A 26,325-nucleotide genomic window follows, 5' to 3' on the forward strand; every position below is an offset into this window, starting at 1 on the left:
AATTCCCAATTCCCAATTCCCAATTCCCAATTACCGATATGAACATGGTTGGTCAACTTTTAGACAGGCGTTATCGCGTAGTACAAATTCTTAGTTCAGGAGCTTTCGGACAAACTTATTTAGCTGTCGATACTCGCCGCCCGGGCCACCCTCAATGTGTAGTCAAACAACTTCGTCCTCCCAGCAACACTTCCACAGTTCTCAAAACAGCTTACCGCTTATTTAAACAAGAAGCAGAAATATTAGAAAAGCTGGGAAAACACGATCAAGTTCCATTTTTACTCGCTTATTTTGAAGAAGGCAATCAATTCTACCTCGTCGAAGAGTTTGTCCCCGGACACGCCCTAAATAGGGAAATTGTAGCCGGTCAACCTTGGCGGGAAGAACGAGTGCTGGAGTTGTTGGAAGAAGTGTTACAACTTCTCGCCTTCGTACACTCTCAGGGAGTGATTCACCGCGATGTTAATCCCTCCAACTTAATCCGCCGCAAACCAGACGGGAAATTAGTTTTAATTGACTTCGGCTCGGTTAAAGAAGTTGCGAATCACATCAGCGATTACGATACAGAATTTCCGCGCACCATTGCTACTGGAACTCCGGCTTATATGCCGATCGAACAATTTCAAGGCAACCCGCAATTTAGCAGCGACCTCTATGCAGTCGGGATGATGGCAGTCCAAGCGATCACGGGTTTGCCCGGTACGGATTTGCCAAAATTGCAAGATCCGAGTCCTTCTCACACCGGGGAAATTGTTTGGCGAAACCGAACTCAATGCTCTGTGGGACTAGCAAATATAATTGACAAAATGGTCTGTCACCAATTTGGTAAACGCTATCAATCTGCTGAGGAAGTTTTGGCATCTCTCAGCAAGTTGAGGCACCGCCAAGAACCGGGGAGTAAGGTTCAAAAGAAAAAAACATCTCCGATATTACTGTCTTCTAATAGTTTTTCGTCACGTTTGGGAACTCGCTTTTGGTGGCTGATTTTGGCTGGCTTCGGGGCGGCAATAATTCTGGTATTTTTGTTTAGTAATTGGAGCCGCCCGAATCCGATTAAAGCTAAGGAATATTACGAACAGGGAGTAGCAAAGTCTCGCAATAAAGATGCGGAGGCCGCTTTGCAGGCTTTTAATAAGTCTATTCAATTAAATCCTAACAATGCTGAGACTTTTTATCAGCGGGGGAATGCTAATTATGATTTAAAAAAGTATGAAGAAGCAATTGCCGATTATTCTCAGTCGATTGCTCTCAATCCTAAATATGTTCAGGCTTATTTTAACCGGGGGCTAGCCCGTCACGATTTTAACGACAAGCGCGGGGCGATTGAGGATTACACTCAGGTTTTGAATCTCCAGCCCAATGATGCTGATACATATTATGAAAGAGGAGTTGCTTATTTAGAACTGCAAGATTACAAGACGGCTATTCAGGATTTTAACGCAGTAATTCGGTTGCAGCCGAACCTTGTTAAAGCTTATCATTCGCGAGGGTTGGCTCGCGCTGGGAGCGCAGATTTGCAAGGGGCGATTGGAGATTATACTGAAGCAATTAAACTCGATGCTCAGAATGTTGATGCTTTCTACAGTCGGGGGAGAGCTCGCTTTCACCTAGGAGATTATCAGGGAGCTTTGGCGGATTATTCTCAGGTAATTGCGATCGATCCCAAGAGTGGAGATGCTTACGCTAATCGTTGCAGCACGCAGTTGAATTTGGGAGCGTATCAAGCGGCAATTGACGATTGCACTCAGGCAATTTCGCTGAGCGATGAAGATGGGGTTCCTTACAACAATCGCTGCATTGCTTATTTAAACTTAAAGGATTATCCGAAAGCAATTGCCGATTGCACTCAAGCGCTGACAGTGAATCCGAATGATTTTAATGCTTTTAACAATCGCGGTTTAGCTCGCAGCGCAGGGGGTGACGCGCAGGGGGCGATCGCAGATTTTACAGCAGCAATCGGGTTCAATCCCAACAATGCTGAAGCTTACGCCAATCGCGCTAAGATTTACCAGCAGTTAAATAATTACAACAGTGCGATCGCCGATTACGTGCAAGCTATTCGGATCAATCCGAATTATGCTGCGGCTTACTACGGTAGAGGCATAGTTCGCCGCTCCTTGGGAGACAAAGCAGGAGCAATTAGCGATTTAGAAAAAGCGGGCAAAATGTTTCTCGATCAAGGACTTACCGGCGGTTACAAAGATGCACAATTTGAGATTGAAAAACTCAAGTAGTCAGTTGTCAGTTGTTAGTTGTTAGTTGTTAGTTGTTAGTTGTTAGTTGTCAGTTGTTAGTTGTTAGTTGTTAGTTGTTAGTTGTTAGTTGTTAGTTGTTAGTTGTTAGTTGTTATAGCCTTTCTCAAAAAGATGAGGTATGACTGACAGCTTACATAACCACCCAGACGCTTGAGGGCCGGGGCCCAACTACGTCCGCGAATCTTTCGCTCGAACCGCTATAGTTGTTAGTTGTTAGTTGTTAGTTAACAGTTAACAGTTAACAGTCAACAGTCAACAGTTAACAGTTAACAGTTAACAGTTAACAGTCAACAGTCAACAATGCCCCATGCCCAATTCCCTTTAAGAATTTTGAAGTCTCTTCACCAACTCATAAAACGGTTGCCAATTATCTTCAATAGCTATGGGTTCCCAAACAGCCTCAATCGTCGGTCTCAAAAGCGATTGTTCGGGATTGTGCTTCCGCAACCTATCCGCCATTTTGTCCATATCGTCCGCCGACAAACTTTGCAAAACGTGACAATAAAAGTGCCGCCAAGGTGCTATCAAATCCGCCGGTTCCGCCTCAGCAAAAATTTGACTGGCATCATCTCGCCAAGTGCGATCGAACTGTCTTCGCAATTCCCAAAAGAAATCGTGATAATCAACTTGAGACTCCGCCAGCATTTTAATTGTCACCTTCAACAACTCATCAGCATCAGCTTCTGGCAAATCCTCAAATCCCAATCTATTGATCATCAACTGCCGGTAAGCTGCATTATAATAATCGCCAAACTTTGCCAAAGCAGCATCCATATCAGCTTGAGGAATCGCCGCTGCTAGAGGTTGCTGGAGCTTCTCTAAATTCCCCTTGCAAATAAACGGTTGATTCCCGTAACAATAAAGACCGTAATGGTCGAAATAAGCTGCTGTAAATTCCGGCTTGTAAGTTGGGATAAAAGCGAAAGGCCCGTAATCGAAACTTTCTCCAGTAATCGACATATTATCAGTATTCAGCACTGCGTGGCAAAATCCTGCTGCCATCCACTGAGCGACTAATTCGGCTACTCGCTTGACTAAATCTGCATAAAATAGCGCATATTTTTCGGCAGGCGAAACACCCGCATTGCTTGCTTCTAAATGCAGTTCTGGATAGTAATATTCAATAACAAAATCTAGAAGTTTTTTAGTTAAATCCGGGCGGCGGATATAGTACAATCTTTCAAAAGTTCCAAACCGGATGTGAGAGTGGCTGAAACGCACCATTACGGACGATCGCGTCGGAGATGGTTCGTCCCCCCGCCACAAAGACTCACCCGTTTCAACTAAACTAAAACAGCGAGATGTCCGAACTCCCAACCGGTGCAAAGCTTCGGCGGCTAAAACTTCGCGAATTCCCCCTTTGAGAGTTAGTCTACCATCAGCGTGCCGCGAATAGGGAGTGCGGCCGGAACCTTTAGTGCCGAAGTCGTAAAGTCGGCCGTCAGTGCCGCGAACTTGGCCGTACAAAAAGCCTCTACCGTCGCCTAAATTCGGGTTGTATTCGTTGAATTGATAGCCGTGGTAGCGGAGTGCGAGAAAGGGACGGACACAGTGAAATTGGCCGAACGCTTCGATGAAATGTTGGTCGGTTACTTGTGCGGGGTCTAAACCTAATGTCGGCAATAATTGATCGTTGCGAAAGCGGAGGATGTGCTGCGGAAAATCGGCCGCAGGGACTTCATCGAAATAGTCGCCGCCGAGGGATTCGATCGCGGGTTCGTAGTTGAGGGAAAGCAAGGGATTTGACATTTTTCTATTTTATCTTGAAATTGGCGAAATTGGCAATTCATTGTAGGGTGCGTCAGTTGTAAAAATTTTGAACGATAGACAGAGAATCTTCGGCTGACGCACCCTACAGACTCACTACTCGTGACCGATATGTGCCGGAATATCTGGGATGTCATTGCCTTCCCAATCTTCAGGATAAATGCTTTCGGCAACAAATCGATGGAAGCTAGAATATTGCCAATCTTTCGGGGACTGGCATAAACCATGTTTGACTGGATTGTAATGAATATAATTGCAATGATTAGCATTGTCTGTTTCATCTCTAATTAAATGTTTCCAAAATCTTCGCTGCCAAAGATTTCTTTCTTTCCGTTTTTGTCTGGATTCGCTAATTTCGGCGTGTATTCCTAATTTATCAGCGCATTCATGTGTGACAAAAATTTTAATGAATCGCCAACGAGTTGCATAATTGTTATCACCCTCTTGTAGCGTCCAAATACAATGTATGTGATTTGACAATAAAACAATTGCCTCAATTGAAAAAGGGTAAAGTTGCTGGACTCGGAGTAGGGATTTTCGTAAAGATTCCCGAGCAATATCGCTGCACAGCCAAGCAATTCTTTGATAAGTGAGTTGGGTAAAAAAGTAGGTTGCTCCGGGTATGGTGGCTCTCCGGTAGTTCGACATAATATTCAGTTAGTAGTCGTTAGTTATTGTCGGGTGCGTCAGGACTGAATCTTTTCTCACATTGCTAATTTTTTCGCCTGACGCACCCTACGGTTAGTTATTGTAGGGTGCGTCAGGACTGAATGTTTTGACGACAGACAGATAATTTTCGGCTGACGCACCCTACAGTTGCTACAGTTGCTGTGCCTTGTATTTAAACTGTCGCAATATCCGGCTCCAAAGTTGCCACTAATTTGAGATTGTACTCATCTTCAAAGCACGGCTTTTTATAATCCAAACTCCACAGTTCCAAAGCGCAGTCATCTCCGGGATTGAGCGGTTGCAGCCGCAAATGAAACTCTCGAACTTCCGGGCGGTGTTCGCATTTGAAATCAGAAATAGCACCGATTTGCCGCCTGTCCAGAGCCACAGCCAACCGCAGAAAAGGATGCAATTTACTAACTACTTCCCGGTATTTTTTACTGAGAATTAGAAAATTTTCGTGCTTCTTTTTCGGAGGGTTTTTTCGGTGATAGCGAGCCAAGTTGGCAATAACTTCAATCTCTGTTTCAGTGTATCCCAATAACTCACCATTGCGAATTAAATAGTAAGAATGCTTGTGGTGCGCCGAATGACTGACGTACAAACCGCAGTTGTGCAGAATCGCGGCCGCCCACAGCAAATCCCGTTCTTCGGTTCCCCAATTGTGCAGAATTCCTTGAGTTTGGTCGAATAAATTGAGCGCAAATGCTGCGGTTCTTTCGCTTTGTTCTAAATTGACTTGATATTTGTCAGCCATGTGGTGAATACTGCGCTGGCGGATTGAACCTTGATAGCGCAAGCGGTTTTCAATTAAACCGTGCGACAGCATCCAGTCAACAATTACGCCTTCTCGTAAAGAGCGATCGCAAACAGTCAGCGATTCCATTCCTAATAGCGTCATCGCTTCTTGCAAAATCAAAGCACCGGTCAGAATAATTTCCGCCCGCTTGTCCGACATTCCCGGAATTGCCAGCCTTTCGGTATAAGAAAGTTTGCGAAAGCGATTGACTAAATCGCGCAAATCTTTTAAACTTAACTGATATCCGGCTAGGGGACTCGGCACTGTTCCCAACTTTTCGCGAGCGTTAATTGCAGCCAGAGTTTCGATGGTTCCAGCAGTGCCAATCAAACGCAGAGGTTCGCCATCATGGAAGTGGGAGCGCAATTCGTCGATCGGTCTTTCCAGCGAAATCCGAATATAAGCTTGCAAATAAGCAAACTCCTCCTTGCTAATCGGGTCACTTTTGACAAATTCTCCTGTTAAGCGCACAGCACCAATTTTTGTACTGGTGAGACAGCGAGACCCAGAACTGTCTCCTAAAATCAACTCAGTAGAACCGCCGCCAATATCAATAATCACCTGCGACTCATTGTTAAACTCCATACCCGAAAGAACGCCGAGATAAATTCTCCGCGCTTCTTCCTGACCGGAGATTAAACTAACATTCAAGTCTAGTTCTTCAGCAACTTGTTTGAGGAAATCCCGCCCGTTAGGGGCTTCTCTAACAGCACTCGTAGCAACAGCGATAATTTGTTCAGCATCAAAAGTTTTAGCAATATCTTGAAAGCGGCTCAGAGTGGCGATCGCCCTTTCCATAACCTCGGACTTCAAGCACCCTGTTTTTGCCTCGCAATCGCCCAACCGAACCGTATCTTTTTCTCTAGCAATAATCGTAAACGCGGGCAATTTCGGATCGATGCGCGCCACCACCATGTGAAACGAGTTAGTACCCATATCAATAGCAGCAATAATGCGATTTGACTCCGCAGCAGCAAGTGAATTAACCATTGGAGTGTATAGGGGTTGACAGATATTTATGATTATTTCACGAATCCAGTTAGGCATTCTCTTAAATTAGCAAAAATCGGGAAATGCTCACTGGCCAAGACTTTCACCTGTTGGCAATTCCGGCAGAAGTACGCGCGAGCGAAGCTATCCCGTAGGGAATCGCCAGCAGAGATAGTAGGTGGTTTTGCTTAAAATTTGATAAAATTTAATGTTAAAAATCTAAAATCTAAAATTAAAATGCTTACCCAGCCCGATCGCCAACCCGAATCCACCTTGCTAACCGTCGTGAGGCTTTTGAGATGGGACAAACCAGCAGGAAGGCTAATTTTAATGATTCCAGCCCTCTGGGCAGTTTTTTTAGCAGCAGACGGGAGGCCTCCCGCAGCATTGGTGGGCGTGATTGTGTTGGGTACCCTAGCCACGAGTGCGGCTGGATGCGTCATCAACGACTTGTGGGATCGCGATATCGATCCCGAAGTAGAAAGAACGCGATCGCGCCCCCTAGCATCCCGCGCCCTCACCGTGCAAACTGGAATAGGAGTTGCATTAACTTCCTTTGCTTGCGCGGCGATTCTCGCTTTTTATCTCAATCCTTTAAGCTTCTGGCTGTGCGTCGCGGCCGTACCGGTAATTATCGCCTATCCCTTAGCAAAAAGATTTTTTCCAGTGCCGCAATTAGTGTTATCAATTGCCTGGGGTTTTGCAGTTTTAATTAGTTGGAGCGCCGCAGTTGGGAAACTAGAATTAGCTACTTGGCTGCTGTGGGGTGCAGTCGTGCTGTGGACGTTAGGATTTGATACAGTTTATGCGATGAGCGATCGGGAAGACGATTTGCGTTTGGGGGTGAATTCCAGCGCGATATTTTTCGGGAATAATTCTGCTAATGCTGTGGGTTTTTTCTTTGTTGGTACAGTCGGTTTGTTAGTGGCAATGGGGATTAATCTGCAGTTGCATATTGGTTTTTGGATGGCAATTAGTGCGGCGGCGATTTTGTGGTTTTTGCAGTACAGTCAACTCCGAAATGCGGATATTCCCAAGCCGGTTTACGGTCAGATTTTTCGCCAAAATGTTTGGGTGGGGTTTGTGATCTTGGCGGGGATGATCGTTGGGGAGATTTTTTAGTTTGCCTGCGGTTGGAAACCGCGTATGGGGCCCTAGAAACCGGTTTTTTTTACGAAAATACTTGGTTGTTACCGAGAGATTAGCTAAAAAACCCGGTTTCTTTGCCGGAGTGGCTAAGTCCTAACTTAAACAGGAACGCGCCAAATTTTTACAGTATTCGCACTCCCGCTGACCAAAGTTTTGCCATCATAACTAAAAACAACAGACTGGACTGGAGCGAGATGTTCCAGAGTTTCCAACAACTCTCCTGTATGAAAATTCCAAATCCGAACTTTGGTATTAGCCGGAGTTTCAGGTACTTCAATCGATCGAATCGCCCTTCAATCAGCCACGAATAACATGATACCCCGAATTTGTAAGGATCGACATGGCAATGAATACCCCTGTGCTTGATTGATACTAAATCTCAAACAAGTGCGATCGCACTTAAGTAAATCCACCTAAAAAACACAATTACCCGATACCCGAATTCTTTAAGAAGTCGGGTATCTCACCGCGCGATTCCCTACGGGATAGCTACGCTTCACGCATTTTACATTTAATTAGAACCACCTATTTCCTTGAGACGCTGACGAGCCTTACCAATATAAAATTCTTCATCTGGCTCATCGGACTTAGCATATTTCAGACAGTTTTTCCAAGCTTTCACAACTTCTGCATCATTCCCCAGATTTTCTTGCACTTGGGCCATGATGCCATAAGTTAAACCCCGATCTCTCTGTAGTTTAACAGCCTCTTGCAACTTGTCCAAAGCTTCTTCATAGCATCCTTGTTCCTTCCATGCCCAAGCAAAGTAGGTTAACAAAGCTGCTTTGACTATTTTGTCATCCTCAACTTTCTCAGTTTCCACCAGCTTTAAACCGTGCCCTATTTTTTCAACTGATTTCCGCAAATCTTTATATTCAATTATATACAAACGGCCCAACTTGCAGTAAGCAGCAGCCAAGCCTAGAAATGCTGCATCCTGATACAGTTCCATAGCCCGATCGACTTTCCCGGCTTCCTCATGCATCAATGCTTGATTATAGTAAGTCACTGCATTATCTGGGTTAATTTTAAGAGCAAGCTCGAACTCCTTTCTAGCTGCGACGAATTCGCCAGCTTGTTTTAAGTTAAACCCTCGATTGTTGGCATCCTTCGCCGCCTCAAAAAAAGTCATTTCTCTTGCTGGTGCTTCCGGGTGCGATCGCTTCTTGATTGCTTCTTGCATCGCCAGCTTGGATGTTTTTTTAGTAACTTTTTTTCCTTCTCCAATCACCTCTGATACTAGAGCCCACAAACCTTTTGCCAGCCTTCTCTCCACATAGCTAGGGCTATAGCCAGGAATGTTCATGTCCGCATAATCCACATCCATCCAGCTTAGATGAATAATCTCTTTCTCCGCAAAATTCAGCGACTTGCCTTTCTTTTCCACAACCCACTTATCCAACAAGCTCAACATTTCTTCAACTTCCATCGCTTTCCCCAATCAATCTATTTTTTTGAATTATAAAATAATTTTTGTGAGTTTTGTGAGTTTTGTGAGTTTTTTATAAGTTTTTGTGAAGTTTCTTGTGAATTTTAGCCTTGTTTTGATTAAAGAACTACTGGAAAATGTGTGGAAGTAAGCAACTGTACAAAACTATGTGTAGGTTAACCGTCCTTATTTTACCTACAAGCGATCGACTTAGTTCAATCGTTTTCATACCTACCAAGTTAGCTCAAACTTTTCACAGTCTTACATCCATTACATTCACTAAAAGGGTGATTATGGCTCCCATAGATGAATTGAGGTTGGCACTGGAACAATATTCCGATCGCAGTCCTCAAGATGAGCGGTTATGTAAGCTAATTCTAGAAATTTGCTCGGAATCACCGGATAGTTCGCAGCGTCGAGAATTGATGAATCGATTGTTGCGGCAACTACAACTTTTGCCAAATTTGTCAAAAACTTCTCATCCGTATTATTATGAAGCTGTTAATAAAACTTGGGAATGGTTAGACAAGAACCTCCACAAGTTTTATCCCCGACGTTCTCCGATTCAAGCCAGTCTGACGACTTGGATTAACGCTCATCTCGGGTATCGAATTCGCGATTTACATACTACCAAAAATCAAAAAGAGCTGTCCTTAGATTTAGACGTTTTAGAACGCAGCGGATTTTACAATGACTATTTAGATGGCTTGGAGGTGGAAATCGAACGGATTGAAAGACAAGAAAAACAAGCTTTAGCATGGAAGATAGTGCAATACATCAGGCGAGATCCAGAATACGAACTTCGGAAATGTCATCCTCGAAACCGTCCCGACTGCAACTGTCAAATTCTTGTTCAAAGATTGTTTTTGCAGCAGTCGCCCGAAAAAATGGCAGTCATCGCCCGACAGTTAAATATCAAGACACAGACTATTTACTCTTTTTGGAAAAGAACGGGATTGTCCAAAATCCAAGGAATTGGCCGACACATTGCTCAAAAAAATTCTGATTTTATGTCTGGCTGATTGCTGATTGTCTGAATCTGGCGCCATTTATACGCCAGATTTAGAAAGTATCTCGCCCTTCATTGAATTTTGTTTTTTCATAATCTACCAACACAAGGATAACCACAATTTCAGCAGAACAAACTAATCCAATGCTATTTAAGGGTGTTGCCAGCGATGGAGTTTTCAAAGGCAAAGTGATTGAGGGCAAACTCGACATCAAAGTCAACGTCGAGTCGGTTACAGATCAACCCAAAGAAGAACGGTTCTTCCGTACCTAGTATGCTAAAATGTTAAAGATTCACGATTATTTAAGTAAATTAATGAAAAGATTAATGACACAATTGCTGAATTTACCTGGTGTGATAGTAGAGGATAGCTTGGAGAGAGAATCGACGATTATTTTATCGGTTAGAGCAACCAACAAAACAGCAGTTTGCCCGCGATGCGATCGAAAGAGTCATCGTCTGCATCAAAACAAAAGACATTTAGTTAAAGATTTACCAATCAGTAATAGAGCGGTAATTCTTTCTGTAAATCGTCGGCAGTTTAAGTGTGAATTTTGCCGAAAACCTTTTAGCGAAATTTGAGATTTTGTTGAGCATAAAAAAAAAATACTAAAAGATTAGCCCTAAATATCACAGAACAAGTTATTCACAGTGACATTAGTAATGTTGCTAAAAATAACAGATTAACACCCGAACAAGTTGAGTCAATGGTTAAAGTAGTAGCTGAAAGTGTAATCAATGTAGATGTTCGAGAATTGCGTCGCTTGGGAATAGATGAGATTAGTTTAGTTAAAGGGGAAGGAAAATTTATAGTAGTATTAGTAGATTTAGAAACACATAAACTCTTAGGGTTGGTATTAGAAATAAAACAGTCATCTATCGAAGAGTTTCTTCTAAAATGGGGGGAATAAGTCTTAAATAAAATAGAAGAATTCAGCATGGACATGAGTGGTAATTATAAATCATTAGTGAAGAAAATATTGCCAAATGCTGTAGTGACCGCAGACAGATTTCATGTAACAAAAATGATACATGAAGAATTAAATAAAGCCAGAATCGACAAAAAAAGCAGCAGAATCACTAAAAATTGAAGAAAAAACTAAATTACTTGATAGTTTAAAAAGTAGTAAATATATACTCTTAAAAGCCGAGTCTAACTTATCTGAGGAACAAAAAGCAAAATTATTACAGGTGCAATCAGACTCACCACTCGTAAAAATTATGCACTCCTTAAAAGAAGAGTTTCACGCTCTATTTGAAAAATGTAAAAATTTAAGTGCGGGAATATTAGAACTAATCGATTGGTTGAAAAAAGCAGAGCCGTACTATAAAAAGAGCGTAAAGACCATTAAAAGGTGGTTTGCAGAGGTAGTAGGATATTTTGAACACAGAACAAACAACGGAATGGTTGAAGGCATTAATAATAAATTAAAACTGTTAAAACGCAGTGGATTTGGTTTTAGGAATTTTTAAAATTTTGAAATGCGAGCTTTGCTTTTTTGGCATTTTCCTATCATATTTAGCATGACTTTGTACGGAATAAACAGGTTTCTTCTGCCGCGACAAGAAAGCGATCGGAAGCATCCATATTATCTTCCGCCATGTAAGTGGCTAATTCAATCAAGTCACGGATAACTTGCGGACGTTTTTGGATCGAGGTCATTTTTCTCCCTGCAACCCCTGATTCTGGGAAATACGCGATCGCACAGCTTGACGAATCTCCATCCAATCTTCCTCCGTCATCGCGGTAGGATTTCCCGATTCCAAACCCTCTAATAACATCGCTTCCAAACGTTCTGAAGCTTTGCGTTTTTGGTCTTGGCGAATTAACTCACGGAAATACTCGCTAGCTGTACCATAACCACCTTGGGCTACCTGTGCTTCTATATAAGTTCGCATTGAGTCAGGTAGAGAAATATTCATGCTTGTCACTGGTATTACTTACCTCATTTAACTCGTTATCTTGTTATGGCAGATTTTGCCATTTTTTGTCAAACCTCACACAACCTGTAATTTTATAATAAGAAATTGGGAAGATAGATCGCCCTCGATCGACCAGACTCAAAAAGGCGATCGCTCATCATTCATCAATCATGACGATCGCCCTTCCGTTTGTGCATTAAACTAACAAAAAATTGTCATTTCAGTCAATTCTTGCTAAAATAATTACAAAAAACTATTCTGATTAGCCAATGAGCGACATCTCTATCAGCTTGCCAGATGACTTACTCACATACGTCAATCAAAAAGCGCCCAACCAAGCGTGCTTTGATAGAATCTCTCTTAAAACAATGGCGAAAACAACAAGAAAACCAAGCTTTAGCAGAAGCTTGCAAGCTAATTGACGAATTAGATTTAGGATGGGATGAGGAATGGCAAGCTCAAGCGATTACCGACTGGGAAGCATCCCGATAGCTAGATTCGATCCGTCAGTAGGAACAGAAATACGCAAAACGCGACCTGCCTTAGTCATTTCTGGTACGCTGTTCAACGAGCGGCGCAGCAAAGTGACTGTTTTGCCATTTACATCCGCTCGTCCTCACGATCCTCGGATTTCTGCTGCTGCGCTCTTAGTACCCGCATCCCCACAAAATGGTTTAAATGCAGACAGTTTGCTAGTCTGTGTCGATCCCATGACTTTCGACAAAACAAGATTAGTACAACAAGTCGGCCAATTGGAATCGGAGCTATTTTCCCAAACTCAAGAGATTTTGCAGCGCTATTTGGAATTATAGCGATCGCCCTTTCTAATAATTCAGAAAGGAGCTCGCCCATAATTCATCAAACGAGCGATCGCCCTTCTTACATCCGCGTTAATCTGCGTTCATCTGCGGTTAAAAAAGAGCGAGATCCCTTCCCTTTTGAAGATCGATCCACCATATCCAGAAAGGCTCTCGCTTCTGCTAACTTTATGATATAATTACACATCAGTTACAGCTAGACTTGCCCACTTCTTTTGATATAAAGGAGTAAAGCCCGTGAAAATAGAAGAATTACTGCAAAGAAAAGGGATTATTCACCGCGATCCAGCAATTATGAGCGGTGTCCCCGTATTTGTCGGCAGCCGCGTCCCCTTAAAGACTTTTTTCGACTACCTGGAAAGTGAAAGCGGTTTCGCAGAATTTATTAATGATTTTCCTTACCTAGAAAGTCAGGCAATTAAAGTGCTAGAAAATCTAACTAAAATGATGCTCTCGCTAGAAAATCATTCAAATGCTTATACTGCTTGATGAAAATCTCTTGAGTCAAAAACTCAAGCAACCTTTCTTAGACGAGGGTCATTCAATCAGCAATGTTTATGACATGGGGTGGAGAGGCCTAAAAGATAGGGAAATTCTGGAGAGATCGGAGAATCATCCTTTTGATGTTTTTATCACTGCCGATAAAAATCTTCCCTATCAACAAAATTTAGCAAGTCGTGTTATTACAATTGTGGTCTTAGATTCTAGCAGTACGAGGCCCGACCATCTAGTACCTTTGATGAGACAAGTTAGCACTATGATATCGTCGCTGCCAGCAGGTTCCGCAATTCGCATTAATGATGCTGGGGATGTTGTTTCCATTAGTCCTTGAGCGAGATCCCTTCTTACATCAGCGTTAATCTGGGTTAATCTGCGGTTAAAAAAGAGCGAGATCCCTTTCTCAGGCAGATTCAGAAAGGATCTCGCCCATAATTCCTTCTTTAAAAAGTTGAAAAATTACAAAGCAAACACAATTCTGAGAGCTCGATCGATTTTTAGTAAAACCTCTGGCTCAACTTCACCTCGGATATCCATCAAGCGAGAAAAATAATCTATAGGGCGCGTTTGCAAACAATCTGCAAGAGATTTTTTTGTTAATCCATTTGCTTCTGAAGGTTCAATCTCCACATTACTTCTAATCTTGGCTTTCTTTTCACTCCAAGCAGTAATTGGAACCACCTGAATTATGGGAACTCTCTCATTATAAGTATTGTTAGTCACAATAATGCAAGGTCTAATTTTTCCAGTTTCAGAACCCCTAGTAGGGTCAAGATTGACTTCAATAATTAGCCCCCGTTTCAGTTTTATTCCTTCGGCCATTCTTCTAAACCTAATTCCGCCAATTCCTGTAACTCGGTCTCTTCTGCATAGACTTCCGCATAGAGCATCGCCGATTCTTTCAACTGCTCGGTTTCTAACGCTAATTCCAACCGTTGAATCGCTATTCTAACCAATTCACTAGGATCTTTAAATCCATATTTTTGACAGAGTTCTAAAAATTTTATCTGAGATTCATCTAGTTTAAATGTTTGCTCTTTCATAGTAAAAATACTAGGAAGGTTCGGGAAGTTAGTTGTGTCAAAAGCTGTTTTTATGAAGCCACTATTTATATGATAACATACATTCGTAGATAGTGCAAAAAAAATAGCAAGTATTAATAACGCCATATTCACCGATAAACTATGAAAAAAATCATCGTTGGCATCATGGGTCCCGGCGAAAGTGCCACATCAAGCGACTTAGAAAACGCCTATCAACTCGGACAACTCATCGCCGAAGCAGGATGGATATTGCTAACTGGCGGTAGAAATGTCGGCGTCATGGATGCAGCCAACAAAGGAGCAAAATCAGCTAACGGTTTAACAGTCGGCATCCTTCCGGGAAATGACACTCGCGGCATTTCTGAAGCTGTAGATATTGCGATCGTCACCGATATGGGAAACGCCAGAAATAACATTAACATTCTTTCTTCAGATGTAATAATTGCCTGCGGTATGGGAACGGGCACTGCTTCGGAAATAGCCCTCGCTCTGAAAGCTAACAAACAAGTTATATTGTTAAATCACAGCGCCGAAAGTCAACTTTTTTTTAAACGTTTAGCACAATTTAACATTTTTGTGGTAAACAATCCTGTAGAGGCTATGAATCAAGCTCGCGAAATCCTAGTAAATCCAAGATGAAATCCAAGATGAGAGTAAACAAATTCAACTTTTGTGCGATCGGCATTTTCCTGACTTTGGGGATTTTCGTCAGTACCAAAGCAGACGGAGGAATTGCACAGTTCAGTTTCAGCAACAAATCCACTCCTAAATTAGCACAAACCCTCCCTCCTCCTCCCCCTTTCGCACCGCCTGTTACCGAACAAGAAGCACCACCTATTCGCAGCGAATCCGTACCAGATCAAATAGGTTTAGCAACCCATTTGCAGACCATCAAAGCTAGAATGTACGGTGCTTACTGGTGTCCTCACTGTCACACGCAACAAGAACTTTTTGGCAAAGAAGCATTTACCGCCATTACTTACATTGAGTGCGATCCCAGAGGCAAAGATGCTCAACCGGATTTGTGCAAAGCTGCTAATATTAAAGCTTATCCCACTTGGGAAATTCGGGGGAAATATTACACGGGCCGGCAATCTTTGGAAAAACTTGCTATTTTATCCGGTTATAAAGGCAGCAGCAATTTTCAGCCACAAGTTCCCTCTCCTTAAAAATATCTAAATTAGTTCGCGATCGCACTCGCCGACTAAGAAACCAGGTTTTTGAACCGAGAGTGACGGTTTTTAGCAATTATAGGACTAAGACCAACTGTCACAACTAGAGGTTAAAATTTAGGTATGTAGTTGCGCTTCAGCGCTCTTTCCTAAGCTAAGAGCGCTGAAGCGCAACTACATACCTTTGTTTAATGTGCGAGTTGGCCTTAGTCCTAAATTATTTTGGTTAAAAACCCGGTTTCTCGCCACCCGTGCGTCCAGGACTATAAATGTAAAGTGCTTATGGCGAACCGAAAATTATGATTTTTATGAATCCAACTTCTGAATAATATGAATTGACATCACAGCGAGCTGGTTATTTAATTGTAATTAGGCGGACAGATATATGTCAATTTCATACTAGCAGTTATTCAGGAGACTGAAGCAATGCAGTTACAATTTAGCAACAAACAAATAATTTGGAGCAGTTTGCTGTGCTTTTCGGCAATTGCATTTCCCCTAACGAGCCAAGCTATAACAGTACAAGAAGTACCGAATCCCCGCCAATTAAATAATACTTGGGTAACGGACAACGCAAACATTCTCAGCGACAGCACCGAAACTCAACTAAATCAAATGATTTCGGATTTAGAGGCGAAAAACGGCTCAGAAATCGCTGTTGTGACAGTGCCTGATACTAAACCATCTGCGACACCAAAAGCATTTGCTACAGAATTATTTAACTTTTGGGGTATTGGCAAAAAAGGTACAAATAACGGAGTTTTATTGTTGATTTCGTCGGGTGAACGCCGCGTTCAAATTGAAACAGGTTCTGGCATTCAAAGCATTTTACCCGATGCGAAGGTAGTGGGAATTATTAAAACGGAAATTACGCCCAGATTTAAACAGCAGGACTTTAACGGGGGCACATTAGCCGGGACAAAGGCGTTAGTAAATGTTTTACAAACTCCGACGGTAAATGCTCAATCTCAAACCACGCTGCCTTTGGCTCCAATCGTACCATCTCAAGGGGTGAAACCGTCAGCAATACCTAGCCAATCGCCAGTTATTAGCAATAGTACATCCACAGGTGAAGATTCATCGAATTTAATCTATGGCTTATTAGGGTTGTTATTCATAGCATTCATAGCATTTATACCTTGCTTCATTATCTTCAGGATATTTCGCAGCTTATTTTCTGGGAATTCTCCTTCCCCCTCCCACCGCCGTTATCCGCGCAATTACAGCAGTAACAGTCCCAATTACAGCAGTAACACCCACAACTATTACGGTGGGGCTGGCGACTACAGCACTAACATCATCGATTACAGTAGCACTAGCGACTACAGCACTAACAGTAATAGCGATGATTGCGGTGGCGATTACAGCACCAATAGCAGCGACTACAGTATTAGCAACAGTGACTACAGCAGTAACAGTAATAGCGATGATTGCGGTGGCGATTACAGCACTAATAGCAGCGACTACAGTATTAGCAACAGCGACTGCGGAGGTAGCTTTGGCGGTGGCGACTCCAGCGGTGGCGGTGGCGGTGGCGACTACAGCATTAGCAGTAGCGACTCCAGCGGTGGCGGTGGGGGTGGCGACTACAGCAGTAGCAGCAGTAGCGACTACAGCAGTAGCAGCAGTAGCGACTACAGCAGTAGCAGCAGTAGCGACTACAGCAGTAGCAGCAGTAGCGACTACAGCAGTAGTGGGGGTGGCGGTGGGGATTGGTAATTCGGGAAAGGAGGCAGAAACCGGGTTTTTTTAGCAGGAATTACGCACTTTCTTTTAGAGTCCGCGCAGGCGGACTTTGTTTGTGTAGTGGCGGTTTCAACCGCCCAACTCGCGAGGGGGTAGTTAACTAAAATACTCTTCAACAATTTTCAAAATCCGCGAGGCTGCCAAACCGTCACCAAAGGGATTAATTGCCATTGCCATTGCGTTGTAAGCTGCGGAATTGCTCAGCAATTCTGCCGCTGCTGTGAAAATTGTATCAGAATTCGTACCGACAAGTTTAGCAGTTCCCCCAGAAATTGCTTCTGGTCTTTCTGTGGTTTCTCGCAATACTAAAACAGGCTTGCCCAAACTAGGTGCTTCTTCTTGCAAGCCGCCGGAATCTGTTAAAATTAAATGACATCTCTGAATCGCTCCTACTAATTCTGCGTAATCTAAAGGTTCAGTTAAAAATACTCTCGGATGGTCGCCCAAAAGAGCTTGCAAAGGTTCTCGAACTGTCGGATTTCGGTGTAGAGGTAAGAGCAAGGCTGTATCGGGAAATTTATCTAAGATTTGGAGAAATGCCTGAGCAATTCCTGCTAAAGGTTTGCCCCAATTTTCGCGGCGGTGAACTGTTGCTAAGATAGTGCGATATTTGCTCCAATCTAAGTTAGGAATGTTGCATTCTGGTTCGCGTTTGGCTACTGCAAGCAAAGCATCGATTACTGTGTTGCCTGTACGGTGAATTTCTCCCAAAACGCCCGATCGCCCTAAATTCTCTTGGGCAAGCGCTGTCGGGGCAAAATGCAGCCGTGTGAGCTGAGATATCAACCGTCGGTTAGCCTCTTCGGGGTAAGGATTGAACACGTCGTCTGTCCGCAATCCGGCTTCTACGTGACCTACGGGTATTTTCTGGTAAAATGCAGCCAAAGCAGCGGCAAACGCAGTCGTTGTATCGCCCTGAACTAAGACGATTTCGGGCTGCAATTCTTTAAACAAAGCTTCCAAACCCTGCAAACTCCGGGAAGTAATATCCGTCAAGGTTTGCTGGTGCTGCATAATTGCTAAATCCCGATCGGCTTTTAGATCGAACATTCGCATTACTTGCTCGACCATTTCTCGGTGCTGACCGGTTAAAATTACTTGGGTGTCAAAGGTTGGCGAACTTTTGAACCGTTGAATTACTGGGGCTAGTTTAATCGCTTCCGGGCGAGTTCCTAAGACGATGCAAACGCGGTGTGTGGCTTCGGGCATGGTAAAATTAGGTGTAAGTTTATTCATATTTCGTGGAACAGGCATCTTGCCTGTTTTTGACCTTGGTGCAGGATATCAGTTTATACTCACATCTTTCACCATTCTTAAGAACGGGCATCTTGCCCGTTCCACAAAAACTCAATTTTACTGTGAAACAGGCATCTTGCCTGTTCCTAAATAGGTAATTGACAATGATGCAATATCTCCGTTGATACCTATTCAGTTAATATTAAAACCAAATCGTAGATTTTTAATCGTTAATTTGTTATGCCCTATCGGTACATTCTATTTTACAAACCTTATGATGTTTTAACTCAATTCACTGACAACTCCAGCGAAACTAAACGCAGAACCCTGAAAGATTATATTCCGATTCCTGACATTTATGCAGTAGGAAGGCTCGATCGCGATAGTGAAGGTTTGTTGCTGCTAACCGATGACGGACAAATGCAGCACCGACTCAGTGACCCGAAATTCGCTCATCCCCGCACTTACTGGGTGCAAGTGGAACGAATTCCCGATGCAGGTGCGATCGCAGCTTTGCAAACTGGTGTCACAATTCAAGATTATCGGACTCGATCGGCAAAAGTGCAATTATTGTTAGAAGAACCACTATTGCCGCCCCGCGAACCGCCGATTAGATTTCGCAAAAACATACCGACAGCTTGGCTGGAAATGACCCTGACAGAAGGCCGCAACCGCCAAGTGCGCCGGATGACCGCAGCAGTAGGGTTTCCGACGCTGCGGCTAGTCAGGAGTGCGATCGGGCATTTGCGTCTGGAAGGCCTCAAACCCGGTGAATGGCGCGAACTAACTCAAGCTGATTTTAGATTTTAGATTTTAGATTTTAGATTGGGGAATTACAGTCAACCGTCTTGACATTTAGGCCACTCTTGATATCTGAAACTATTACTGCGACTGCATTTCCCTTCTTCCTTCTTCCTTCTTATGCTTACTTTCGAGGCGGCAAAATAAAACTCTCCTTTCCATTCCGATCTTTTTTCACCTGAGCTCCCAACTTGACAAGAGCTTGTTTCGCCCTTTGACGCACCAACTTATCAGTTGTTTGAGCATAAACCGTGCTCCAAGCAGTAAAACGCACCGGCACGCTATCGGGATCTCTGCGCAAATATTCAGCAGTTGCTCGAAACATCGGCGCCAATTTCGACCCTTCCGGGGTTTTTTCCGCCCACTCAGCGGCCATTTCGTGAGAGTTAATTGACTCGGGAATATCGCCCAACAGCAGCAACTCATCAAGACCTTTAGTTCGCCACACTATCCACGCTTGGGGATGAATTTGCGGCGAAACAGAAAGGGCGCTAGTACCGCGCTCTATCAACTTAACAGCAGTTTCCGGCTTTCCCTGATAAAAAGAAATAGCTGTGGAAAGAAACAGGTAAATGTCAGCCCACCGCGGGTCGCGCTGCGTAACTATGTCAAAATAATCTTGGCTCAAATTGTAGCCCGTCACATCTCGCGCTTCGTCGTCGCCAAAATATTGCAAAAATTTGAGAAATGTCCAATCTGCAATTAAATTGTCAAACCCAAAACTAGGGATAGTTTTGAGCATTTTCAGCCGCAGGGCTTCTTGCTGCGCTTCTTGCTGTGCGGCTTGTTTGAAACTCGCAGCAGAAATTGCAGAGAGCGGCTTTTGCCCCTGAACGCCAACAGAGGGCATTCCGCCCAAATCCCCGCTCGACTGCATGGCAACGACCCCCGCCAGCGCTGCTAGACCGATAACTCCATTAACGAGCAGGCTCAACCACTTACGCGAAAATTGTTCGATTTTAGCTTCCACGGCACATTTAAATCCAAGTTTTAAATTAAGTTTATTGAAAGAGAGTAGTAATTGGTTGGCGATCGACTATGAATCTCGTTAAACTGTCAAAAGGGATGGTGTAGCCTCCACACAATAGTTTAAGTAGTAGTTTGAGATTTTTTAGCAATATCAAATCTCAAATCAAAAATCTAAAATCGAATTGAGCCAAATTCAATGAATCAAGCCCGCAGACGCTTTTCTAAGTTACAGGCAGCCCTGTTCACTGGGGCGATGGCAACAACCGCTTCGATATCTTTACTCGTTCCCGGCCTGAGTCAATCAGTCCGCGCAGAGCTTCAAGATAGCCCCAAAGCTGTCTTAGACGAAGCTTGGCAAATTGTGAACCGAGACTATGTTGATGGCAGCTTTAACAAGACTGACTGGCAAGTAACCCGCCAAGAACTGTTGAGCAAAAATTATACCTCTCGCGAAGCTGCCTACACCGCCCTCCGCAAAGCCCTAGAGAAATTAAACGACCCCTACACGCGCTTCATGGACCCGAAGCAGTACGAAGCGCTGACAAATCAGACCTCCGGGGAACTGACAGGGGTGGGGATGAGGCTGGAACAAGACGAGAAAACGAAAGCGATTACGGTAGTCGAGCCGATGGAAAATTCGCCGGCCCTGAAGGCAGGGATTCAAGCGGGCGATACGATTTTGGTGATTGACGGCAAAGCTACCAAAGGCATGACTGTCTCGGATGCGGCTCAGATAATTCGGGGCGCTGAAGGTACGAAAGTCACGCTGCGGATTGCTCGATCGGGCAAAAGCGAGTTTGATATCACTCTGACTAGGGCGAGAATTGAGGTAGCAGCGGTTCGCTACAGCCTCAAGAATGAAGGCGGTAAGAATGTCGGTTACATCCGCTTGCAAGAGTTTAGCTCCCACGCGGGCGAACAAATGCAGGCAGCGATTAAAAAGCTCTCGGATCAGAAAGCTGACGCTTTTGTGTTGGATTTGCGGGGCAATCCCGGCGGTTTGCTGCGAGTGAGCATTGATATCGCTCGGATGTGGATGGATACCGGGGCGATCGTCCGCACAGTCGATCGCGCGGGCGATTCTCAGGAAATGCGCGCAAATCGCACTGCGATCACTGACAAGCCTTTGGTGGTGCTCGTGGACGACAACTCCGCGAGTGCTAGCGAGATTTTGGCCGGTGCTCTCAAGGACAACAAGCGCGCAACTGTGATGGGCGGCCAAACTTTTGGCAAAGCTTTGGTGCAGTCGGTACATTCTTTGTCTGACGGTTCGGGGTTAGCAGTGACGATCGCTCACTACTATACTCCCAACGGTACGGATATCAGCCACAAGGGCGTTACTCCCGATGTCAAAGTCGAAGTCACCGACGAACAAAAGCTGAAATTAGCTAACAAACCGACGCTGGTTGCGACTAAGGACGATCCTGTTTACGCGCAGGCGATCGCACTTTTGAAAACTACCGCTTCGTCTGTCCGTCCGGTTGTTGCTAACGAGCTTGTTCCTGTCAAAAAATAGTTCAAATTGGCAGTCATTCACAATTAGCTTTAAGATAAAACCCGCGCCGGCGGGTTTTGTTTTTTATTTATTAGTTATTGGTGATTGATTGTGATTGCCAAATGACTACTGAAACCGATGTTATCGTCTCATCGGCCTCGGGAGCATCTCAGTTTTGCATTTATAGTGCGAGCTTAAGAGCTCGCGATTTGTAGAATACGCGAGCTCTTAAGCTCGCACTATAATAAAAAAAATGCTTTTTGCAAAACTGAGATGCTCCCATCGGCCTCTCTCGATACCGCTAAGCCTCAAGCTTCCGATTTCTTGCGATCGAACCCAATCGGGTTTCACAATCAAGCATCTAGGATACCCGCCACGTGATTCATCCGTCCAGAAATAAAAAACCTGTATCCGATAAAGGAGCCCCCGACTCGATCCGTGGGGTCAATGCTTCAATTCTTTAATCTAAAATCTAAAATCTAAAATCTAAAATCGATTGACACGGCCCACAAGACTCGTATCTGTTGCCAGACGAGAGATATCTGGGCTTGGCTCTCCCCGAAATTCTGGAAGGGCCTCAGCCGATTGCTGACAACTGACGGTCGATCGCTATTGATAGGATTGCTATATGCGCGACTTTGATGTTTAATGGCTAAGGCCAACTATTCGATCGGGTAAAGCGACGCAATGTTTCAAGAATTACTGTCGGAAATTGCAATTTTCAATGAGACTAATTTTGTTCTAGTTGATATCGGTGCATCAGGCGAACCTCACCGCATCTGGCAGGAAATTGCTCCGTTTTCCTACTACATCGGCTTCGACCCAGATTCTAGGGAATTGAATGAGGAAAATTCTTGGAATTTCCAAAAATTTACCATTGTCAAAAAAATCGTAACCGATGATTCCTCTAGTCAGGTCAAATTTTTCCTAACTTCCTATCCCTTCTGTTCGAGTACGCTTCAACCCAACGAGAATTCCCAGCAGTATAGCTTTACAGAAACTTTTGACGTTGAGAGCCGTGTGGAATTACCTGCAACACGCTTGGATGAAGTCATTGGAGAGCTGAAAGTTCATGGAATTGATTGGTTAAAACTCGATTCTCAAGGTCGGGATTTAGATATCTTTCTGAGTATCGATAAATCGGTCAGAGATCGGATGTTAGCGATCGATGTCGAACCGGGAATCATAGCTTTCTATGACGGAGAAAACACCTTCGATCGAGTTCATAAAGCTTTAATTGAGGAAGGGTTTTGGCTGTCGAGTCTCAACTTTCAGAGTTTTCCTAGGGTGATGCAGAGTACGCGGAAAGCCCTCTCCAGTCAACTCGACCAGCAACAGATCGAACGATTGCCGGGGAGTCCGACAGCCGCTGAATCCAGATATTTCAGAACCCTAGAGCACCTCAAATTAGTTGATGCTAGTTTGCGCGACTACGTGAGTCTTTGGGCTTTTGCGCTCTTGGATGGCAAGGTGGGTTTTGCCCTGGATATCGCCTTACACATCTCAGACTCCTATGGCACAGATCCTGTGGGCGGTATATTGCTAGATAAAACGATCGCACTGGCGAAACAGTATAAATAGGCAATAGGCGATCGGCAAGAAAATATGGCACAATTCCTGTATACTGGTTATTCTAACCAGCCTATTGACAATCTGAAATTAATCTTAAATCAACCTTAAATTCATCTTAAATTTCAATAATCATGTCTTCTCAATTTCAGTGGCAACCTCAACCAATTCACAACGACGTATCGAGTCGAGCCGCAGTATTGCAGTCATCGCTAACCTGGTATCAGACCACTTTTACGGGCATTTGGTTTGGTGCCTTTGAGTCCGACGATAACGTTCAAGATCATCCCGTCACCATGCTGACTCGCTTCGATCCGGGTGGCTTTTTCCCGCTGCACGGACACGCCGGTGGAGAAGAAATTTTGGTACTCCAGGGCAACTTCGCTGATGAAACCGGTGTGTATCCCCCAGGATCTTATATGCTCAATCCTGAAGGGTTTATCCATCGCCCTTATAGCGATGAAGGTTGCCTGACATTTGTTAAATTACGGCAACATGGTGGAACCACTCGCCAGCGGGTGAAAACGAATATTTACGAGTTGTCCTGGCAGCCCGGTATTATTCCCCAAATTGAGGTGAAGCCACTTTACGAACAAGAGGGTTTTCCTGAAAAAGTTTGGGTGGAACGCTGGCAACCCGGCACGGCTTTGTCAAACGTAGTTGAATCTGAAGTGAAAGAAATCTTTGTCATCGAAGGTACTTGGAGTGATGAGTTAGGAGATTACCCAACTGGTAGTTGGCTGCGGTATTCACCCAATTCTCCCTATAGTCCTTCGTCGGCAACCGGTTGTCTGGTTTATGTGAAGACTTATCCTCTAGATTCAACGCGATTTATTGTTGGAGAAGACTTCCGACAGCCTTTTGAGACAACTGAGTCTTCTAGCTAAGGATTCGCAGTGTAAATTGTCAGACAAAACTTCCCCTCTGCGGGGGCTGGACTATAATTGGCAATTGCTAGAAAATGGTTTGCAACAGCAGCCAACTATTTAATCCTACTATAATACTAGCGACTAACCAAGCTACCGCTTTCAGCCAAAATGGATTCACAAACTCTCCCATCAAGCGGCGGTTTGAGGTAAACATTACCAAGGGAATTACTGCAAAAGGTAATTGCAAACTGAGAATCACTTGACTGAAAACCAGCAAATTAGTTGTACTGCCTTCACCGAACAGAATAATAGAGATCAAAGCTGGCACAATGGCCACCAGTCGAGTCAGCAACCGCCGCAACCAAGGCCGCAGACGAAAATTCAAAAACCCTTCCATCACAATCTGTCCTGCTAGAGTTGCAGTCAAGGTTGAATTCTGCCCCGAAGCCAATAAAGCAAAGGCAAAAATGGCACTGGCTGAACCCACGCCCAGCACCGGAGAAAGCAGTTTGTAAGCATCTTGAATTTCTGCTACTTCTTGATAGCCGGAAAAGTGAAATGTGGCAGCAGACAAAATCAGAATAGCTGAATTAATAAACAAAGCTATTGACAGCGCCACGCTAGAATCAATTGTGCCAAATTTTATTGCTTCCCATTTTTTATCAGCAGTTTCTTGCCAAGCGCGAGTTTGCACGATCGACGAATGCAAGTAAAGATTGTGCGGCATCACAGTTGCCCCCAAAATACCAACCGCAATATAAAGCATTGCCTGATTTTGCAAAATCTCTAGCTTCGGAACATAACCGAGTAAAACTCCTCCGGCATCTGGTTTGGCAAAAAATATTTCGGCAATAAAACAACCGCCAATAATTGCAATAATCGTAATTACCAAAGCTTCGATATAACGAAAGCCTTTCCCTTGTAAAAATAACACCATTATCACATCTAGCGCAGTGATGCACACTCCCCAAACTAAGGGAATGCCAAATAGCAATTGCAGTCCGATCGCACTTCCAACAAGTTCAGCTAAATCGCAAGCAGAAATAGCAATTTCACAAAGTATCCACAGCAAAAAACTGACTCGCGGACTGAAATAATCTCGACAAGCTTGTGCCAAATCTCGTCCCGTTGCCACTCCCAAACGCACGCAGAGTGATTGCAGCAAAATTGCCATCAAATTAGATAGCAAAATCACACTTAATAGCGCATAGCCAAACTTTGCTCCCCCCGCTAAGTCAGTCGCCCAGTTTCCGGGGTCCATGTAACCCACTGAAACCAAATATCCAGGCCCTGCGTAGGCCAGCATTTTACGCCAGAAACCTTTGCTGTTGGGAACGGGGATGCTGCGGTGAACCTCTGGAAGGCTGGGTTTGTTCTCCGAATGAGTCATTTGTTTTACGGTTAAATGATTTTCATATTCTTTTCATAATCTCACAAAGGTAGCGGAATGTCATCAGTCGGATCGAAATCCGGCAGAGTCACCGTATATAGCCTTTCTCAAAAAGATGAGGTATGACTGACAGCTTACATAACCAGCCAGACTAAGAGGGCTGAAGCCCAACAACGTACCTCATCTTTCTGAGAAAGGCTATATATTAAGTTGTGTATATTTTGTGTAACATTCTAGGCAATGTGAATGCAACAACAAAAAGTGTGGTACTGTCTGAATATCAAATCGGTTCTGGTGAGGAGCAGCCACCAGAGGTAACGGGGAAAGTTCGGTGCAAATCCAACACTGTCCCGCAACTGTGAAGGAGAAAAGTTCTCCAAGTCAGGATGCCCGCCGATGCCCAAATTTACTTAAATTCATCTGCGAGGTACATGATGACTACTCAATCTTCTTCTTCTTCAATTTGGCAACAAACGGCACGGTTGACGCTTTCAACACCCGTGCAAGCGACGCTATACATCTCCCTATGCGCTTTGACTGTCTGGACTGTTTACTTTACAACTTATCCCGCCGTTCATAACAAGGTACACTCTCTGCGCCACCACACTTTGATGGTTAGTTGTCACTAGACAAGATTGTTTTCATTTGAGATATTGCACCATTCTCGCTTAACCTGTAGGGGCGGATTCACCAATAGCTTTCTCATGTGCAGACAGATTAAATAAACCC

At 43.9% G+C, this 26,325-nt stretch carries 31 protein-coding genes and 1 riboswitch; of the genes, 20 read left to right on the forward strand and 11 right to left on the reverse strand.

What is annotated here, in order from left to right; genetic code table 11:
• Positions 1-44 precede the first annotated feature (44 nt).
• Positions 45-2,234 carry a tetratricopeptide repeat protein gene (locus tag QUA56_RS17475; protein WP_445242920.1) on the forward strand — a complete coding sequence of 730 codons (2,190 nt, stop codon included), beginning with the start codon at positions 45-47 and terminating at the stop codon, positions 2,232-2,234.
• A 342-nt stretch (positions 2,235-2,576) separates the two neighbouring features.
• Here the strand turns inward: QUA56_RS17475 and QUA56_RS17480 are convergent, their stop codons facing one another.
• From QUA56_RS17480 to QUA56_RS17490, 3 genes are all read right to left on the reverse strand, one after another.
• A complete protein-coding gene (locus tag QUA56_RS17480; RefSeq protein WP_333359769.1) occupies positions 2,577-4,004 on the reverse strand; it encodes a protein adenylyltransferase SelO family protein in 1,428 nt (475 codons plus the stop codon).
• Positions 4,005-4,118: 114 nt separating this feature from the next.
• Positions 4,119-4,670 (reverse strand): REP-associated tyrosine transposase, encoded by a 552-nt coding sequence (locus QUA56_RS17485; protein ID WP_333359771.1) that lies wholly within the window; start codon positions 4,668-4,670, stop codon positions 4,119-4,121.
• A gap of 193 nt (positions 4,671-4,863) precedes the next feature.
• Positions 4,864-6,480: a Ppx/GppA phosphatase family protein gene (locus QUA56_RS17490; RefSeq protein WP_333359773.1), complete on the reverse strand. Its 1,617-nt coding sequence runs from the start codon at positions 6,478-6,480 to the stop codon at positions 4,864-4,866.
• Between the two features lie 237 nt (positions 6,481-6,717).
• Between QUA56_RS17490 and QUA56_RS17495 the strand changes: the two genes are divergently transcribed.
• On the forward strand, positions 6,718-7,602 hold the full coding sequence (locus tag QUA56_RS17495; RefSeq protein WP_333359775.1) for a 4-hydroxybenzoate solanesyltransferase: 885 nt from the start codon (positions 6,718-6,720) through the stop codon (positions 7,600-7,602).
• 125 nt (positions 7,603-7,727) lie between these two features.
• Here QUA56_RS17495 and QUA56_RS36850 read toward each other — a convergent pair whose 3' ends face one another.
• Both QUA56_RS36850 and QUA56_RS17500 read right to left on the reverse strand, forming a co-directional pair.
• Positions 7,728-7,844, reverse strand: coding sequence for a hypothetical protein (locus QUA56_RS36850; RefSeq protein ID WP_445242919.1), 117 nt, complete (start codon positions 7,842-7,844; stop codon positions 7,728-7,730).
• A 296-nt stretch (positions 7,845-8,140) separates the two neighbouring features.
• Positions 8,141-9,058, reverse strand: a complete 918-nt coding sequence (locus QUA56_RS17500; protein WP_333359776.1) for a hypothetical protein — start codon at positions 9,056-9,058, stop codon at positions 8,141-8,143.
• A 293-nt stretch (positions 9,059-9,351) separates the two neighbouring features.
• On the opposite strand from QUA56_RS17500, the gene QUA56_RS17505 reads away from it, so the two are divergent.
• The 6 genes from QUA56_RS17505 (at position 9,352) to QUA56_RS17530 (ending at position 11,540) form a co-directional block, all read left to right on the forward strand.
• Entirely contained in the window at positions 9,352-10,080 is a 729-nt protein-coding gene (locus QUA56_RS17505; RefSeq protein WP_333359778.1) for a hypothetical protein, read from the forward strand.
• Positions 10,081-10,211: 131 nt separating this feature from the next.
• Positions 10,212-10,340 carry a hypothetical protein gene (locus tag QUA56_RS17510; RefSeq protein WP_333359780.1) on the forward strand — a complete coding sequence of 43 codons (129 nt, stop codon included), beginning with the start codon at positions 10,212-10,214 and terminating at the stop codon, positions 10,338-10,340.
• 54 nt (positions 10,341-10,394) lie between these two features.
• A complete protein-coding gene (locus QUA56_RS17515; protein ID WP_333359782.1) occupies positions 10,395-10,649 on the forward strand; it encodes a transposase family protein in 255 nt (84 codons plus the stop codon).
• Between the two features lie 125 nt (positions 10,650-10,774).
• On the forward strand, positions 10,775-10,978 hold the full coding sequence (locus QUA56_RS17520) for a hypothetical protein (protein ID WP_333359784.1): 204 nt from the start codon (positions 10,775-10,777) through the stop codon (positions 10,976-10,978).
• Between the two features lie 33 nt (positions 10,979-11,011).
• Positions 11,012-11,158, forward strand: a complete 147-nt coding sequence (locus QUA56_RS17525; RefSeq protein ID WP_333359878.1) for a transposase — start codon at positions 11,012-11,014, stop codon at positions 11,156-11,158.
• A complete protein-coding gene (locus tag QUA56_RS17530) occupies positions 11,112-11,540 on the forward strand; it encodes an ISL3 family transposase (RefSeq protein ID WP_445242921.1) in 429 nt (142 codons plus the stop codon). The genes QUA56_RS17525 and QUA56_RS17530 overlap by 47 nt, the downstream gene beginning before the upstream one ends.
• Before the next feature lie 186 nt (positions 11,541-11,726).
• On the opposite strand, the gene QUA56_RS17535 is transcribed toward QUA56_RS17530, so the two are convergent.
• Positions 11,727-11,990, reverse strand: coding sequence for a type II toxin-antitoxin system ParD family antitoxin (locus QUA56_RS17535; RefSeq protein ID WP_333359786.1), 264 nt, complete (start codon positions 11,988-11,990; stop codon positions 11,727-11,729).
• Positions 11,991-12,287: 297 nt separating this feature from the next.
• Between QUA56_RS17535 and QUA56_RS17540 the strand changes: the two genes are divergently transcribed.
• The 4 genes from QUA56_RS17540 (at position 12,288) to QUA56_RS17555 (ending at position 13,640) form a co-directional block, all read left to right on the forward strand.
• Entirely contained in the window at positions 12,288-12,482 is a 195-nt protein-coding gene (locus QUA56_RS17540) for a hypothetical protein (RefSeq protein WP_333359788.1), read from the forward strand.
• Positions 12,440-12,802 carry a type II toxin-antitoxin system PemK/MazF family toxin gene (locus tag QUA56_RS17545; RefSeq protein WP_333359790.1) on the forward strand — a complete coding sequence of 121 codons (363 nt, stop codon included), beginning with the start codon at positions 12,440-12,442 and terminating at the stop codon, positions 12,800-12,802. The genes QUA56_RS17540 and QUA56_RS17545 overlap by 43 nt, the downstream gene beginning before the upstream one ends.
• Positions 12,803-13,045: 243 nt before the next feature.
• Entirely contained in the window at positions 13,046-13,297 is a 252-nt protein-coding gene (locus tag QUA56_RS17550) for a DUF433 domain-containing protein (protein WP_333359792.1), read from the forward strand.
• On the forward strand, positions 13,281-13,640 hold the full coding sequence (locus QUA56_RS17555) for a DUF5615 family PIN-like protein (RefSeq protein WP_333359794.1): 360 nt from the start codon (positions 13,281-13,283) through the stop codon (positions 13,638-13,640). The genes QUA56_RS17550 and QUA56_RS17555 overlap by 17 nt, the downstream gene beginning before the upstream one ends.
• Positions 13,641-13,765: 125 nt before the next feature.
• Here the strand turns inward: QUA56_RS17555 and QUA56_RS17560 are convergent, their stop codons facing one another.
• Both QUA56_RS17560 and QUA56_RS17565 read right to left on the reverse strand, forming a co-directional pair.
• Positions 13,766-14,128: a type II toxin-antitoxin system PemK/MazF family toxin gene (locus QUA56_RS17560; protein ID WP_333359796.1), complete on the reverse strand. Its 363-nt coding sequence runs from the start codon at positions 14,126-14,128 to the stop codon at positions 13,766-13,768.
• Complete coding sequence (locus QUA56_RS17565) at positions 14,113-14,349, reverse strand: hypothetical protein (protein WP_333359798.1); 237 nt, start codon at positions 14,347-14,349, stop codon at positions 14,113-14,115. The genes QUA56_RS17560 and QUA56_RS17565 overlap by 16 nt, the downstream gene beginning before the upstream one ends.
• Before the next feature lie 141 nt (positions 14,350-14,490).
• Between QUA56_RS17565 and QUA56_RS17570 the strand changes: the two genes are divergently transcribed.
• The 3 genes from QUA56_RS17570 (at position 14,491) to QUA56_RS17580 (ending at position 17,240) form a co-directional block, all read left to right on the forward strand.
• Positions 14,491-14,988 carry a TIGR00725 family protein gene (locus QUA56_RS17570; RefSeq protein ID WP_333359800.1) on the forward strand — a complete coding sequence of 166 codons (498 nt, stop codon included), beginning with the start codon at positions 14,491-14,493 and terminating at the stop codon, positions 14,986-14,988.
• Between the two features lie 8 nt (positions 14,989-14,996).
• Entirely contained in the window at positions 14,997-15,518 is a 522-nt protein-coding gene (locus tag QUA56_RS17575; protein ID WP_333359802.1) for a hypothetical protein, read from the forward strand.
• Positions 15,519-15,947: 429 nt separating this feature from the next.
• Positions 15,948-17,240 carry a TPM domain-containing protein gene (locus tag QUA56_RS17580; protein WP_333359804.1) on the forward strand — a complete coding sequence of 431 codons (1,293 nt, stop codon included), beginning with the start codon at positions 15,948-15,950 and terminating at the stop codon, positions 17,238-17,240.
• Between the two features lie 123 nt (positions 17,241-17,363).
• On the opposite strand, the gene wecB is transcribed toward QUA56_RS17580, so the two are convergent.
• On the reverse strand, positions 17,364-18,476 hold the full coding sequence (gene wecB, locus QUA56_RS17585) for a non-hydrolyzing UDP-N-acetylglucosamine 2-epimerase (protein ID WP_333359882.1): 1,113 nt from the start codon (positions 18,474-18,476) through the stop codon (positions 17,364-17,366).
• A 267-nt stretch (positions 18,477-18,743) separates the two neighbouring features.
• On the opposite strand from wecB, the gene QUA56_RS17590 reads away from it, so the two are divergent.
• A complete protein-coding gene (locus tag QUA56_RS17590) occupies positions 18,744-19,313 on the forward strand; it encodes a pseudouridine synthase (RefSeq protein WP_333359806.1) in 570 nt (189 codons plus the stop codon).
• Between the two features lie 115 nt (positions 19,314-19,428).
• On the opposite strand, the gene QUA56_RS17595 is transcribed toward QUA56_RS17590, so the two are convergent.
• Complete coding sequence (locus tag QUA56_RS17595; RefSeq protein ID WP_333359808.1) at positions 19,429-20,274, reverse strand: hypothetical protein; 846 nt, start codon at positions 20,272-20,274, stop codon at positions 19,429-19,431.
• 195 nt (positions 20,275-20,469) lie between these two features.
• Here QUA56_RS17595 and ctpB point away from each other — a divergent pair, with 195 nt between their 5' ends.
• From ctpB to QUA56_RS17610, 3 genes are all read left to right on the forward strand, one after another.
• Positions 20,470-21,789 carry a carboxyl-terminal processing protease CtpB gene (gene ctpB, locus QUA56_RS17600; RefSeq protein ID WP_333359809.1) on the forward strand — a complete coding sequence of 440 codons (1,320 nt, stop codon included), beginning with the start codon at positions 20,470-20,472 and terminating at the stop codon, positions 21,787-21,789.
• A gap of 666 nt (positions 21,790-22,455) precedes the next feature.
• Positions 22,456-23,349, forward strand: coding sequence for an FkbM family methyltransferase (locus QUA56_RS17605; RefSeq protein ID WP_333359811.1), 894 nt, complete (start codon positions 22,456-22,458; stop codon positions 23,347-23,349).
• Between the two features lie 122 nt (positions 23,350-23,471).
• The gene (locus QUA56_RS17610; RefSeq protein WP_333359813.1) at positions 23,472-24,224 is read left to right on the forward strand and encodes a cupin domain-containing protein; all 753 of its coding nucleotides are present in this window, start codon (positions 23,472-23,474) and stop codon (positions 24,222-24,224) included.
• Between the two features lie 67 nt (positions 24,225-24,291).
• On the opposite strand, the gene QUA56_RS17615 is transcribed toward QUA56_RS17610, so the two are convergent.
• Positions 24,292-25,596: an Nramp family divalent metal transporter gene (locus QUA56_RS17615; protein ID WP_333359815.1), complete on the reverse strand. Its 1,305-nt coding sequence runs from the start codon at positions 25,594-25,596 to the stop codon at positions 24,292-24,294.
• A 269-nt stretch (positions 25,597-25,865) separates the two neighbouring features.
• Positions 25,866-26,008: riboswitch (cobalamin riboswitch) on the forward strand.
• Here QUA56_RS17615 and QUA56_RS17620 point away from each other — a divergent pair.
• Positions 25,983-26,225, forward strand: coding sequence for a CbtB-domain containing protein (locus QUA56_RS17620; RefSeq protein ID WP_333359817.1), 243 nt, complete (start codon positions 25,983-25,985; stop codon positions 26,223-26,225). (Overlaps the previous riboswitch by 26 nt.)
• Positions 26,226-26,325 lie beyond the last annotated feature (100 nt).

Source organism: Microcoleus sp. N3A4 (genome assembly GCF_036701805.1).
Classification (GTDB): Bacteria; Cyanobacteriota; Cyanobacteriia; order Cyanobacteriales; family Microcoleaceae; genus Microcoleus.

Coding starts and splice junctions, on each gene's coding strand:
- QUA56_RS17475 (WP_445242920.1), top strand. CDS start 45: ATGGTTGGTCAACTTTTAGACAGGCGTTATCGCGTAGTACAAATTCTT.
- QUA56_RS17480 (WP_333359769.1), bottom strand. CDS start 4,004: ATGTCAAATCCCTTGCTTTCCCTCAACTACGAACCCGCGATCGAATCC.
- QUA56_RS17485 (WP_333359771.1), bottom strand. CDS start 4,670: ATGTCGAACTACCGGAGAGCCACCATACCCGGAGCAACCTACTTTTTT.
- QUA56_RS17490 (WP_333359773.1), bottom strand. CDS start 6,480: ATGGTTAATTCACTTGCTGCTGCGGAGTCAAATCGCATTATTGCTGCT.
- QUA56_RS17495 (WP_333359775.1), top strand. CDS start 6,718: ATGCTTACCCAGCCCGATCGCCAACCCGAATCCACCTTGCTAACCGTC.
- QUA56_RS17500 (WP_333359776.1), bottom strand. CDS start 9,058: ATGGAAGTTGAAGAAATGTTGAGCTTGTTGGATAAGTGGGTTGTGGAA.
- QUA56_RS17505 (WP_333359778.1), top strand. CDS start 9,352: ATGGCTCCCATAGATGAATTGAGGTTGGCACTGGAACAATATTCCGAT.
- QUA56_RS17510 (WP_333359780.1), top strand. CDS start 10,212: ATGCTATTTAAGGGTGTTGCCAGCGATGGAGTTTTCAAAGGCAAAGTG.
- QUA56_RS17515 (WP_333359782.1), top strand. CDS start 10,395: ATGACACAATTGCTGAATTTACCTGGTGTGATAGTAGAGGATAGCTTG.
- QUA56_RS17520 (WP_333359784.1), top strand. CDS start 10,775: ATGGTTAAAGTAGTAGCTGAAAGTGTAATCAATGTAGATGTTCGAGAA.
- QUA56_RS17525 (WP_333359878.1), top strand. CDS start 11,012: ATGAGTGGTAATTATAAATCATTAGTGAAGAAAATATTGCCAAATGCT.
- QUA56_RS17535 (WP_333359786.1), bottom strand. CDS start 11,990: ATGAATATTTCTCTACCTGACTCAATGCGAACTTATATAGAAGCACAG.
- QUA56_RS17540 (WP_333359788.1), top strand. CDS start 12,288: ATGACTTACTCACATACGTCAATCAAAAAGCGCCCAACCAAGCGTGCT.
- QUA56_RS17545 (WP_333359790.1), top strand. CDS start 12,440: ATGGCAAGCTCAAGCGATTACCGACTGGGAAGCATCCCGATAGCTAGA.
- QUA56_RS17555 (WP_333359794.1), top strand. CDS start 13,281: ATGCTTATACTGCTTGATGAAAATCTCTTGAGTCAAAAACTCAAGCAA.
- QUA56_RS17560 (WP_333359796.1), bottom strand. CDS start 14,128: ATGGCCGAAGGAATAAAACTGAAACGGGGGCTAATTATTGAAGTCAAT.
- QUA56_RS17565 (WP_333359798.1), bottom strand. CDS start 14,349: ATGAAAGAGCAAACATTTAAACTAGATGAATCTCAGATAAAATTTTTA.
- QUA56_RS17570 (WP_333359800.1), top strand. CDS start 14,491: ATGAAAAAAATCATCGTTGGCATCATGGGTCCCGGCGAAAGTGCCACA.
- QUA56_RS17575 (WP_333359802.1), top strand. CDS start 14,997: ATGAGAGTAAACAAATTCAACTTTTGTGCGATCGGCATTTTCCTGACT.
- QUA56_RS17580 (WP_333359804.1), top strand. CDS start 15,948: ATGCAGTTACAATTTAGCAACAAACAAATAATTTGGAGCAGTTTGCTG.
- wecB (WP_333359882.1), bottom strand. CDS start 18,476: ATGCCCGAAGCCACACACCGCGTTTGCATCGTCTTAGGAACTCGCCCG.
- QUA56_RS17590 (WP_333359806.1), top strand. CDS start 18,744: ATGCCCTATCGGTACATTCTATTTTACAAACCTTATGATGTTTTAACT.
- ctpB (WP_333359809.1), top strand. CDS start 20,470: ATGAATCAAGCCCGCAGACGCTTTTCTAAGTTACAGGCAGCCCTGTTC.
- QUA56_RS17605 (WP_333359811.1), top strand. CDS start 22,456: ATGTTTCAAGAATTACTGTCGGAAATTGCAATTTTCAATGAGACTAAT.
- QUA56_RS17610 (WP_333359813.1), top strand. CDS start 23,472: ATGTCTTCTCAATTTCAGTGGCAACCTCAACCAATTCACAACGACGTA.
- QUA56_RS17615 (WP_333359815.1), bottom strand. CDS start 25,596: ATGACTCATTCGGAGAACAAACCCAGCCTTCCAGAGGTTCACCGCAGC.
- QUA56_RS17620 (WP_333359817.1), top strand. CDS start 25,983: ATGCCCGCCGATGCCCAAATTTACTTAAATTCATCTGCGAGGTACATG.